The organism is Synechococcus sp. PH41509 (assembly GCF_020514285.1).
In the GTDB taxonomy this organism is placed as follows: domain Bacteria; phylum Cyanobacteriota; class Cyanobacteriia; order PCC-6307; family Cyanobiaceae; genus Parasynechococcus.
Genome location: NZ_VTLD01000018.1, coordinates 16,018 through 27,293 on the forward strand (window position 1 = coordinate 16,018; position 11,276 = coordinate 27,293).

The 11,276-nt window shown below is 59.6% G+C and carries 11 protein-coding genes; 1 reads left to right on the top strand and 10 read right to left on the bottom strand.

Annotated elements, in window-relative coordinates; translation table 11 throughout:
* Positions 1-22: 22 nt before the first annotated feature.
* The 10 genes from FZZ88_RS06160 to FZZ88_RS06205 all read right to left on the bottom strand — a co-directional run bounded on the left by FZZ88_RS06160 (position 23) and on the right by FZZ88_RS06205 (position 7,714).
* The gene (locus tag FZZ88_RS06160; protein ID WP_166017796.1) at positions 23-727 is read right to left on the bottom strand and encodes a putative 2OG-Fe(II) oxygenase; all 705 of its coding nucleotides are present in this window, start codon (positions 725-727) and stop codon (positions 23-25) included.
* Between the two features lie 160 nt (positions 728-887).
* Entirely contained in the window at positions 888-1,838 is a 951-nt protein-coding gene (locus FZZ88_RS06165; RefSeq protein ID WP_115022419.1) for a F0F1 ATP synthase subunit gamma, read from the bottom strand.
* Between the two features lie 13 nt (positions 1,839-1,851).
* Entirely contained in the window at positions 1,852-3,372 is a 1,521-nt protein-coding gene (gene atpA / locus FZZ88_RS06170) for a F0F1 ATP synthase subunit alpha (protein ID WP_115022421.1), read from the bottom strand.
* A gap of 57 nt (positions 3,373-3,429) precedes the next feature.
* Positions 3,430-3,978 (bottom strand): ATP synthase F1 subunit delta, encoded by a 549-nt coding sequence (gene atpH, locus FZZ88_RS06175; RefSeq protein WP_115022423.1) that lies wholly within the window; start codon positions 3,976-3,978, stop codon positions 3,430-3,432.
* Positions 3,978-4,460, bottom strand: a complete 483-nt coding sequence (locus FZZ88_RS06180; protein WP_115022424.1) for a F0F1 ATP synthase subunit B — start codon at positions 4,458-4,460, stop codon at positions 3,978-3,980. Before FZZ88_RS06180 ends, atpH begins: the two co-directional genes overlap by 1 nt.
* Entirely contained in the window at positions 4,460-4,924 is a 465-nt protein-coding gene (locus FZZ88_RS06185; protein WP_166017795.1) for a F0F1 ATP synthase subunit B', read from the bottom strand. Before FZZ88_RS06185 ends, FZZ88_RS06180 begins: the two co-directional genes overlap by 1 nt.
* Positions 4,925-4,994: 70 nt before the next feature.
* Positions 4,995-5,243, bottom strand: coding sequence for an ATP synthase F0 subunit C (gene atpE, locus FZZ88_RS06190; RefSeq protein WP_006851467.1), 249 nt, complete (start codon positions 5,241-5,243; stop codon positions 4,995-4,997).
* A gap of 169 nt (positions 5,244-5,412) precedes the next feature.
* On the bottom strand, positions 5,413-6,138 hold the full coding sequence (atpB, locus tag FZZ88_RS06195) for a F0F1 ATP synthase subunit A (RefSeq protein WP_115022428.1): 726 nt from the start codon (positions 6,136-6,138) through the stop codon (positions 5,413-5,415).
* A 24-nt stretch (positions 6,139-6,162) separates the two neighbouring features.
* A complete protein-coding gene (locus FZZ88_RS06200; protein ID WP_115022430.1) occupies positions 6,163-6,501 on the bottom strand; it encodes a hypothetical protein in 339 nt (112 codons plus the stop codon).
* Between the two features lie 43 nt (positions 6,502-6,544).
* Positions 6,545-7,714, bottom strand: a complete 1,170-nt coding sequence (locus tag FZZ88_RS06205; protein WP_166018082.1) for a bifunctional 2-polyprenyl-6-hydroxyphenol methylase/3-demethylubiquinol 3-O-methyltransferase UbiG — start codon at positions 7,712-7,714, stop codon at positions 6,545-6,547.
* Between the two features lie 146 nt (positions 7,715-7,860).
* Between FZZ88_RS06205 and FZZ88_RS06210 the strand changes: the two genes are divergently transcribed.
* Positions 7,861-10,812: a phycobilisome rod-core linker polypeptide gene (locus tag FZZ88_RS06210; RefSeq protein ID WP_166017792.1), complete on the top strand. Its 2,952-nt coding sequence runs from the start codon at positions 7,861-7,863 to the stop codon at positions 10,810-10,812.
* The last annotated feature ends 464 nt before the right edge of the window (positions 10,813-11,276 follow it).

Sequence of the window (11,276 nt, forward strand, 5' to 3'; positions counted from 1 at the left end):
GAGGAGAAGAGGCCGCATTCTCTCAGGCAATGGGCTCATCCAGGGATGTCCAATGACGGGGGTGGGGTGCGAGGTACTCCGGAGATCCACCCTGCTCTTGAGCCGTCAGAACAAAATCAAAACTGATGGAACAGCGCAGCTCATCCGGGTCGGCATTCGGCAAAACACTGTGCTGAAGACTCGAAGGGAAAAGCACGAGCAAACCTGGTCGTGGAGCTAGATCCCAATGAGATTGATTCAAAGGATGGTTTGGTGCAATCGGACCGCCATAACCCACCGCCAAGCCAGCCACCAACTCATTCGGTTGATGGGATGCATGCAGACGTAAAACGCCCTCCTCACCGGAGCCGGTGCCGGTGAGATAGAGGACAGCGCTGAGATGAGCATTGGGGTGATGGTGCCGTCCAACCGCCTGATCCCAGTCACTGATGACAGGCCAGCACCGCTGCAGATGCAGGGCGACTTGGCTTCGGGCGAACCCAATTGAATCGAGGTAGCTCCACAACTGATCATTCACCTGTTGCACCAAGGCCTGAAAGCGGTCGTCTTGATGGAGCTGCCACACACCATGGAGGTCACCAGTCCAGGCGCAGCCCTCGCTGGGGTTTCCCTCTGCCTCGCCTCGTACGTCCAGCAGAGCCTGCATGCATGCGGCCTGCTGCAGTGGGTCCAGGGGGAGTTGGGTTGTGCCTACCACTGTGGGAAAGAGCTGATGCAGCTGAAGCACGCCGACAACCTCAAACCCCTCAGCTCAACCGTAAACAAGGCTTGAAGTGGTGGCCTCTGTCCAAGCAGAGCCTTGACCAGTCGGAGAGACGGCAGCTTCAAGAAGACACAAAAAAGCCGGCCCAATGGACCGGCTTTCAAGGGTGGATTGATCGGAAAGATCAGCCGACCGCGGCGGCACCACCTGCCACTTCCAGGATCTCCTGGGTGATCGCAGCCTGACGGGCCTTGTTGTAATCCAGCGTCAGGGTCTTCGCCAATTCCTTGGCGTTGTCGCTGGCGTTGTTCATGGCCGTCATCCTGCTGGCCAGCTCAGACGCTGCCGATTCCTGCAGTGAACGCAACATCTGGTTCTGCAGATACAGAGGAAGAAGTGCATTCAGCAACTGTTCAGGGGTCTGCTCAAACACGATGTCCGAAGGAATCTTCGGCTCGGTATTGGCAGGACCAGCACCTGGCTCAACTGTCAACAAACCGTCCTTGGTGGTGAGACGGAAAATCTCGTCCTCCGGATCAGCAATGTCTTGAGGATCCAAAGGCAAGAGGGTCTGAACCACAGGCTTGCAGCTCACCAGGTTGATGAACTTGGTGAAGATCAACTCCACTCGATCGGTGCTCTCAGCCAGGAATTCAGCCAAAAGATCCGTTGAGATCGTGTTGGCCTCATCGGCGGTGGGCACCTGTTCGAGACCGGAGAAGGTGGCCTGGATCGGATAGTTGCGACGGGTGAAATAGCCGATGGCTTTTGTGCCAACCAGCAGAAGCTTCACATCAAAGCCTTTGCCCTTCAGTTCAGCGAAACGCTGTTCCGTGCGCTTAATGATGTTGGCGTTGTAGCCACCACACAGACCGCGATCACCAGTGATCGCTACCAGGGTGATGGTCTCCACATCGCGCTGCTGCATCAGGGGAGATGCCGCATCTTCGAAACGCATGCGGGACTGGAGATTTTCCAGAATTCGCGCCAGCCGATCCGCGAAGGGACGGCTGCGGAGCACTTGCTCCTGGGCGCGGCGCACCTTGGCCGCAGCCACGAGGCGCATGGCCTCTGTGATCTTGCGGGTGTTTTTGACCGACTTAATTCGGTCGCGGATTTCTTTGAGATTCGCCATTTCGGCAGCTCCGTCAGGCCGCAGAAGCGACCATGGTGGACACGACTTCGGTGATGGCATCCTTGAGGATGGCCTCAGCCTCAGGGCTCATCACCTTCTTCTCCTGGATTTCGGAGATGAACTCAGCCTTGTTGGACTTGAGGTACTCACGAAGTTCTCGGGAGAAGTCGACCACCTTGTCGACGGGGACGGCATCGATCAGGCCCTTCACACCCGCATAAACGATGGCGACCTGCTCAGCCAGGATCAGGGGGCTGAACTGAGGCTGCTTGAGCAGTTCACGCAAGCGCTTGCCACGCTCGAGCTGCTGCTGGGTGGAGGCATCCAGGTCAGAGGCGAACTGCGAGAAGGCAGCCAGCTCGTCGAACTGAGCCAGCTCCAGCTTCAGGGTGCCGGCAATCTTTTTGATGGCCTTGGTCTGGGCAGCACCACCCACCCGGCTCACGGAGATACCAACGTTGATAGCTGGGCGCAGACCGGAGTTGAACAGGTCAGAGCTGAGGAAGATCTGTCCGTCCGTGATTGAAATCACGTTGGTGGGGATGTAAGCCGAAACGTCGCCGGCCTGAGTCTCGATGATCGGCAGAGCGGTCATCGAACCCTTGCCCATCGCGTCAGACAACTTGGCAGCGCGCTCCAGCAAACGGCTGTGGCAGTAGAAGACGTCACCGGGGTAAGCCTCACGACCGGGAGGACGACGCAGCAAGAGCGACATCTGGCGATAGGCGGCAGCCTGCTTGGAAAGATCGTCGTAGATCACCAAGGTGGCCTTGCCCTTGTACATGAAGTACTCGGCGATGGTGGCACCTGTGTAAGGAGCCAGGTACTGCAGTGCAGCAGGCTCAGAAGCGTTCGCAGCCACGATCACGGTGTAGTCGAGGGCACCGCGCTCACGCAGCACCTCAACAACGTTGGCCACGGAGGCAGCCTTTTGCCCCACCGCGACGTAGACGCAGATCATGTCCTGATCCGACTGATTCAGGATCGTGTCGATCGCGATGGCGGTTTTACCGGTCTGACGGTCACCAATGATCAGCTCGCGCTGGCCACGGCCAACGGGGATCATTGCGTCGATCGCGGTGATGCCGGTCTGCATCGGCTCGTGCACCGACTTGCGCTGAATGATGCCGGGCGCCATGGACTCGATCAGGCGCGTTTCGCTGGTGGCGATTTCACCCTTGCCGTCGATGGCGCGACCCAGGGAGTTCACCACGCGGCCCAGCAGGGCTTCACCGACAGGAACAGAGGCAATCTTGCCTGTTGCCTTGACCGTGCTGCCTTCCTGAATGCCGTATCCCTCACCCATCAGCACCGCGCCGACGTTGTCGTCTTCGAGGTTCAGGGCGATGCCTTCGGTGCCGTCCTCAAATTCAATGAGTTCGCCAGCCATGGCTTGCTGCAGGCCGTAGACGCGGGCGATGCCGTCGCCCACAGTCAGAACGGTACCGACATTGCTGACGGAAACCGACTTGTCATAGTCCTCAATTTGCTGTTTGAGGATGGCGCTGATCTCGTCAGGACGGATGGAAACCATGGCGTGTGATCCCAGGTGGGAGTTGGGGAGGAAGGAGCGTTGGAGGAAAGAGTGAGGTCAGCTCGCCTTGGCGAGTGCCAGACCAAGGCGACGAACCTGGCCAGACAAGCTGGCGTCGATCACCTGAGATCCGAGACTCACGACGAAGCCGCCAATTAAGGACGGATCCACACTGAGGTCGATGTCGACCTTGTTGGTGCCGGCCATGGCCTGCACCTTCTTGGACAGTGCCGCCTGTTGATCCTCGGTGAGGCTTTGAGCAGAACGGACCTGGGCCAGCGTGATGCCTTGCTGTTCGCGGTAGAGCTCGAGGTAGCGGAGCATGACCGCATCAAAAGCAATGAGACGTTGGCGATCAGCCAGCACCTTCAGCAAATTGAAAACTGAAGGAGTGACATCCTCACCAACAAGAGCTTTGAGAGCTTTCTTTTTGGCGTCGGGCTCAAGAACCGGAGACACCATGGCGTCACGGAAGTCCGCGGAATCGTTCCAGATCTCAAGCAGTTGCTTGCATTGATCCGCAACGGTTTCAGACTCGCCACGGGCCTCTGTCACCTGAAGCAATGCTTCGGCGTAAGGGGTGGCCAGGGAGTTAAGGAGAGGCATCAGGCGTTCTCCAGATTTTTGATGGTGGAATCGATCAACTTGGCCTGAGCTTTGGCATCGAGACGGCCGGGTAGTTCGGCAAGAACCTTGTCGATCGAAGCAAGAGCGGCCTCACGACGAAGGCTGTCTTTGATTCGAGCGGCATCAGCCTCAGCATCAGCATCGGCACCGGCCTTGATGGCAGCCATCACGGAGATGGTCCGCTTCTCGCCTTCGGCACGGATACCTGCGGCGCGGGCCTGACCATCGGCACGAATCTTTTCGGCTTTCTGCTGGGCAGCAGCCAATTCGGACTGGGCCTTGCTCAGGTTTTCGCTGGCAGTCTTCAGGCGGGACTCAGCATCCTGCAGGTCCTGAAGAATGTCAGCGCGGCGGCGTTCCAGGATTCCTCCCAGGAACCCACGTAGGAACCAAACCAGGACACCGATCACAATGACCAGGTTGACCAGATTGGTCTCAAGCGGATTGAAATTGAGAGTCATCACGCGGTCAGCAAACGGTTGATGATCGTGGTGCTCAGCTGATCCACCTGACCCTTCAATTGGGTACGGGCGGATTCACGCTCGGCCTCGATGGCGCGACGGCTTTCCTCTTTCGTGCGGTTGGCTTCAGCTTCCGCCTGGGCCAGTGCTTCGCGGTAAAGCCGATCGACTTCTTGTTCCGCCTCAACGATCACGGCCTGAGCGGCCTGACGGGCACCTTTCAGCTGTTCAGCCAGATCAGCTTCCAGGCTTTCAACCTGGGCAAGCTTCTGCTTGGCGTCAGCACGACTGGTGGAGATGTAGCCCTCACGATCTTCCACGACCTTGCCGACCGGACGGAAGAAGAGAACATTGAGCAGGAAGGTGAGGAGAACCACCTGAACCGCCATCAGCGGAAGGGTGGCATCGAGGTCGAAAAGACCTCCCTCCGGAACACCTGCTTCAGCGAGCAGAAGCCAGGTCATGGAAAGGTGCGCTGGAAAGGAATCGAAACAAGGAGTTCAGAAGGGGGGATCAGAGATCCCCCGGCACTGATCAGCCGGCGAAGGGGTTGGCGAACAAGAGCACCAGAGCCACCACCAGGCCGTAGATGGTCAGCGATTCCATGAACGCCAGGGACAGCAGCAGGGTGCCGCGGATCTTGCCTTCGGCTTCGGGCTGACGGGCGATGCCCTCAACAGCGCCGCCGGACGCGGTGCCCTGACCGATACCAGGGCCGATGGCGGCGAGGCCGACTGCCAGGCCAGCGGCCACAACGGAAGCGGCGGAGGTGATGGAATCCATTTTGAGTGGTGTAAGGGGAAGCGCTGGTAAGCGCTGTACGGAATGGTCTTGGGGATCGGTTCCCCCCGCGCAGGGACATTCCCGAAGGAATGGGCCCGGGTGCATTGCCGGACCTGCGCGCGGATGTGTTTAGCAGATCGCCGATAAAAGGCGAAAGAAAAGGGGGCGTTTAGTGGGCTTCGTGAAGACCTTCACCGATGTAGAAAGCGGTGAGGGTCGCAAAGATCAAAGCCTGAATGGCACTGGTGAACAGGCCAAGCAGCATCACGGGGAGAGGCACTAAAAGCGGAACCAGGTAGACCAGCACACCCACCGCCAATTCGTCGGCGAGGATGTTGCCGAACAAACGGAACGAGAGCGAAAGAGGCTTAGTGAATTCCTCGATGATCTTGAACGGGAGCATGATTGGAGTCGGCTCCACGTACAGCTCGAAGAAACGCAAACCCTTGCGGCTCAAGCCGGCATAGAAGTACGCCAGCGACACCAGCAGAGCCATCGCCACCGTGGTGTTGATGTCTGCCGTGGGAGCGCCGAGTTCACCCTCTGGTAGTTCGAAGATCTTCCAAGGGATCAGGGCACCGCCCCAGTTGCTCACAAAGATGAACAGGAACAAGGTGCCGATGAATGGCAGCCAATCGCGGTAGTACTTCTCGCCGATGTTGTCGCGGGCGATGTCGCGGATGAAGTTCCAGAGGAACTCCATCAGGTTCTGCAGCCCCAAAGGGTCGCGCTGCATGTTGCGGGTGCCAGCCAGCACCAGGGCAAGCAGGATGCCAATCAGGATCCAAGAGCTCAGGAAAACCTGGCCATGGAGGTACAGATCGCCGATCTGCCAATACAGGTGGTGGCCCACTTCCAGTTCAGCGAACGGAAGTGGTAGGGGCAGCAAAGCCATGGGTGCAGAGAAAAGTGCTCAGCTTCAGCGGTCGTCGAAAACGTGCTGAAGAATCAGGGCGGGCTTGTAGAGAAGGAATCCCAGGAAAGCCGGCAACAGATCGAGCTGGGGCAGCTTGGCCGAACCAACCACAAGCAAGGTTGGAACGATGAGCTGAAAACGCCCCAGTCCACGGGACTGGTCACTGAGCCGGGCCACACTGCGGGCAAGCAAGCGCACGTACAAAAGTCCGGCGCAGGAGCCCACAAAAACACTGCCAGCCACCGAAAGGTTCATGGTGAGAGCCACGATCGGAATCGTGACTACGGACACCAGAACGGTGGCCAACAGCAGACGACGCTGAAGACGGTAGAAATCCTCCAAGCGCTGCCTGAAATGGCGCGCGGAATCTATCACGCGTATTTCCTTAAGCCTTCAGCAGCACCAGCCGCCGATCCACCAAGGAGCGAATGACAGCGGGCTGAGCCAGGGTTCCCAGCGGAGGAGCGGGCTGTTCCTGCAGCCTCTGCAGCAACTCCCGCTCCTCATTCGACAGCTGCAGCGGTTCCATATTGGTGCCAAGAATCGGATCCGGCTCCCCCCAGAGGCAGGGCTGGCGCAAGCCATGGGACTGCAGCAAGGCCTCATCGCTCAGCACTGCCGGTTCGATCGGCTGGGCAGAAAGGAAAAACTCGAAGTGGCTGATGTCGGGATCCAGCTGCTCCACAAGCTCCCATTGCTGAGGAAGGGGCAACGCTTGGGCACGCTCCAACAACTCACCGTTCAACAGGCGTGCCGGATCCCAGACCTCCGGATTCGAGAAGCCGGCGAAATGCAGGCCTGCCGTGGCGATGTATTGGAACAGCCGCTCGAGGTTGTAGCTGGTCTCCTGCGGATGCAGATACATGTCCGCGAAGTTGGCATCCGCAGCACAGTCCACGGCCCAGCGTTCACGGTGATGACGGGCGAGACGATTGGTTTCGGGCAGGGTGTCGAAGAGATCCCTACCAAGGCGCAGCCCCTCCGCCCCGGTACCGGCCTGCAGAAGAGTGAGAGCTTTCTGGGTCCGGTGAATCTCCCAGCGCCCTGCATCGGCATAAAGAAAGAGATGGAGCAAACCATGGGGGGCCAACAAACCGCTTAAAGCGCGCAGGCCCGCTTCCGGCTGATCCAGGTGGTGCAACACCCCCACCGAATTGATGTAGTCGAAGGGTCCTTCGTCAGCGAGATCCAGAAGACTGCGCTGCTCCTGACGCAGGGAGGTCACCTGCTGGGCCGCCCCGGAGCGCTGACACCGTTCCTGCGCCACCGCCAGGGCCCCATCACTGATATCCACCCCGAGCACATCCGCACCCGGATTGAGATGGCAGAGATAGTCAGTGCTGACGCCGGTGCCACAGCCGGCATCAAGAATCCGCGGCCGCTCCATCCCAGATGGGATCCGCCCGTGGACTGCGGCCAGAACGCTGCGGTGACACCACCGCCAGTTGTATCCCGGGGGCGGTCCGTCCTGAAGCGGGTCCCCCGGGAAAGGGAAGCGGTCATAGAACGCACTCACCACGGGGGTCGCAGCATCACTGGGCTTTGGGTCGGCCATGGAGTGCAGATTCGGCGCCTGCGAGCTTTTCACGTCACACCCAGCGAGACACTCCGACACCGCAGGGCCTGCAAACATTTGTTCATGGGGCCGCGGAGCACCATCCCGACAGCCGTAACGTGGCGCGATCCGGCTTGCTTTCGTCGATGACAGTGACCGCCAGCAGCGGCAGCCCGCGCGTGTCTCCCCAACTGTTCGACACGCTGCCGCTCTCCAGCGTCCGTCAGGCAGAGCAGCAGGATCGTTTCCCTGACAACGGGGAACTGAACAGCCTTGTGACCTTCTTCCGGACTGGTCAAGACCGGATCGAGGCGTCCAGGATCATTGCGGCGAATGCCGAGGCCATCGTGGCCCGCGCCGCCAACAGAATTTTTGTGGGGGGCACGCCCCTCTCCTTCCTTGAATCGCCGCTAACAACGGGCGAGACCGGACGCAGTAGTGGTCAGGGGGGCACACCACTCGCAGCAGACCAAGCCGCCTTTGAACAGTCGGTACGCACCTTCACCGGCGACAGCGGCAGCACAAAGAGAGGCAACTTTCTGACCCGTCTTTTGGAAGGAGCCGGTGGGGATGCTGATATTCGTGTGGTGCTTCCGACAGGCTTCAACGCCATCAGTGTGGCCAAGTACGGCCCGGCGTTCATGCGCAAGTCGGTGCGCGATATGGGCTGGTTCCTGCGTTATGTGGGTTACGCCCTGGTGGCTGGTGACCCCAGCATCCTCGCGGTGAACACCCGCGGCCTGCGGGACATCCTTCTGGAAAATTGCTCCCTGGCTGCCACCAACGTGGCCCTTCAGGAGATGCGGGCAGCCTCCGCCGAACTGCTACGGGACCGTCCTGAAGCCCGTCAGATGACCATCGACTGCTTCAACGTGCTGTTGCAGGAGCTGGCCATACCCACCCCCAGCACCAAGCAGCGGCAGGGGAGTGCAGTTCAACAAGGTTTACAACTCCCGGCGATCTACGCCCTTGCCTCAGAAGGCCGCCAGCTTTTTGAGATGCGGCCGGGCCTCTCCGGAGCAGAAAAAGCAGAAATCATTCGCGCCGCTTACCGCCAGGTGTTTGAGCGCGACATCGCCAAGGGTTACTCCCAGACCCCCTGCGTAGACAAAGCCAGCGCGGTCGCCCAAGGCCAGATCTCGATGCGCGAATTCGTTCGCGCCCTCGGCCGCAGCAAGGAATATCGCCAGCAGTTCCACGACGGTTTCGTCAACAGCCGTGTTGTGGAACTGGCCTATCGCCACTTCCTCGGACGGGGCATCAGCTCCCTCGAGGAATTCCGAAAGTCGTTCGCCATCCTCAGTGACCAGGGCCTCAATGGCCTCGTGGATGTACTGGTGAATTCCTCGGAATACGCCCAGGCCTTTGGTGAAGAAACAGTTCCCTACCTGCGGGATCTCGGCACGGAAGCCCAGGAAAGCGCCGGCTGGGGATCCAACCGAAAGCTCTTCAACTTCAGCGCCCCCTTCGATGGCGCACCGCAATACGTCACCCTCTACGCCTCCTACCGCCAACCGTTTGCCGACCAGCACGTCTACGGCGGTGGCAATGATCCGGTGGCCAACAAATTCGGAGCCATCTTCCCGAGCGGCACAGCTTCAGTGGCCACCCGACCGGCCCCCTACGGCTACGACAGCCGCCGCCTGCTCGTGAGCAATGGGCTCAACAGCCCCGGCCAGCTGGACAGCGACAGTTTCCGCAAGAGCCGCCCACGCAAGAGTGGTCCGCGCGTCATGCGACTTCAGCAGATCGCCACAGGTGGCACTGTGAATCCAGGCCGTGGTGGTCAGCCCAGCGTGCGCACGACTGAGGCCAGCACCCAAGCCGTGATCAAGGCGGTTTACGTGCAAGTGCTAGGCAACGGCGGCTATGCGGGAGAGCGAATGAGCTCTGATGAAGCCCGCCTCGAAAACGGGGATATTCCGCTCAAGGATTTTGTTCGGGCCGTCGCCAAATCCGATGCTTTCCGACGCCGCTACTGGAGCGGCCTCTACATCGTGAAGGCGATCGAAGTGATGCATCGCCGTTTGCTTGGCCGACCCACCTTCGGACGCTGGGAAATCGATGCCCTTTTCGATACAGCCGCACGACACGGTTTCTATGGAGTGGTGGACGCACTGATCGACAGCAAGGAATACAGCCAAGCGTTTGGAGCCGACACAGTCCCCTACGAACGTTTCATCACACCCGGTGATGTGACTGCTCGCCGGGCTCCCGGCTGGTCACGTCCTCTCAAGATTGAAGCTGCCGCTGATCTGACCCTTGGCAGCCGTCCTGAAACCCAGCGATCCGAAGCATTCCTCAGCAGTGGCGATGTAACACCACGCAACCTGCCTGACACGCAAAAAGCAACCAGCCAAGACTTCACGACAACAACCAACGCAAACGCCGCGGGGCCCAGTTGGCTGTCGGTGGTGCGTCGACAAGGTCTTGCATCCAACAAGACTGGCTTCCCAATGCGTCGAGCCAGCAACTCAACGCCGACCAGCATCGGTGGTCGCACTTGGAGCGTTGAGCTCATTTCTTCCAACGCGCGGAGTGGACAGGCACTCCCACGCATGGGAATGGCCCTTGTCACGGAAGGGGCTTCAGGGTTCCGCTTGCGGGGTGGACTTCCCGCGATGCTTGAGCTGAAACAGCCTTGCAGCGAAGATGAGCTGCAGACGGTTCTCGATGCGACTTACAAGCAGCTGCTCAACCGTGTCCCCACTGGAAGTGAGCGTCTGATCAGCGCGGAGTCACGTCTGCGCAATCAGGACATCGACCTGGCTGATTTCATCGCTGAAGTGGCGATGAGCGAGGCGTTCCAGAACCGGATCTCCCTGATGGCACCGCTTCGGGCCGCTTCCGCTGCTGGTTTAGCCCTGCTGGGACGAGCGACCACACCTGCTGAGACCAGCCGCTTCCTGATCACACGAGCCCAGGCAGGCCATGGTGCTGCGGTGACCGAATTGCTGGCAGATCGCATCGGCACAGCGGTGCCTCGCGTTGATGGCATGAACACCAGCTCAGGGGTTCCACAGGCCACAATTCAGCGGACAGCATCGCTGTACAGCGGAAACGCCGGCATGAATCCCTCCTCGAGCGAGGCGATCTAAGCCGTACGGCCCATTTCAGTGACAAACAACCGCCACATTCGCGACGGTTGTTCTCATTCGATCCCGGTGAAGTACAGCTTCCTCGGGATCATTTTGTGCGTCTAAGACGCATCCCGAGCGAAGTCGCAGATCGTAGTTATGCCAGTACTTTTCTGCGCAACAAATCAGCCATGAAGAACTGTTACCCGGGCAAAACTCCCCGGCCATGGTCAGCGCAGAATGCCTCAGCCGAATCCAACGGAGCGAGCTCACAGCGGTCACTGTTGACCGATGTGAACAAGTCTCACTCCCGACGCTTCGACCCCCTGTCCCAGCCTTTAGTCTGAGACTCGATCCTTCGGGATCACCCCTTATTCACCGGATACCGGTCTCCTACGGGCGGCCGCTTGTTTCGAGGCAGAACTGCATGAGCATCGTCTCCAACTCGATCATCAACGCGGACGCCGAAGCCCGCTACCTCAGCC

Bases quoted from the DNA above. Each gene is read 5' to 3' on its own strand.
- FZZ88_RS06210 (WP_166017792.1), top strand. From the start codon at position 7,861: ATGACAGTGACCGCCAGCAGCGGCAGCCCGCGCGTGTCTCCCCAACTG.
- atpH (WP_115022423.1), bottom strand. From the start codon at position 3,978: ATGCCTCTCCTTAACTCCCTGGCCACCCCTTACGCCGAAGCATTGCTT.
- FZZ88_RS06205 (WP_166018082.1), bottom strand. From the start codon at position 7,714: ATGGCCGACCCAAAGCCCAGTGATGCTGCGACCCCCGTGGTGAGTGCG.
- FZZ88_RS06165 (WP_115022419.1), bottom strand. From the start codon at position 1,838: ATGGCGAATCTCAAAGAAATCCGCGACCGAATTAAGTCGGTCAAAAAC.
- FZZ88_RS06180 (WP_115022424.1), bottom strand. From the start codon at position 4,460: ATGACTCTCAATTTCAATCCGCTTGAGACCAATCTGGTCAACCTGGTC.
- atpB (WP_115022428.1), bottom strand. From the start codon at position 6,138: ATGGCTTTGCTGCCCCTACCACTTCCGTTCGCTGAACTGGAAGTGGGC.
- atpE (WP_006851467.1), bottom strand. From the start codon at position 5,243: ATGGATTCCATCACCTCCGCCGCTTCCGTTGTGGCCGCTGGCCTGGCA.
- FZZ88_RS06185 (WP_166017795.1), bottom strand. From the start codon at position 4,924: ATGACCTGGCTTCTGCTCGCTGAAGCAGGTGTTCCGGAGGGAGGTCTT.
- atpA (WP_115022421.1), bottom strand. From the start codon at position 3,372: ATGGTTTCCATCCGTCCTGACGAGATCAGCGCCATCCTCAAACAGCAA.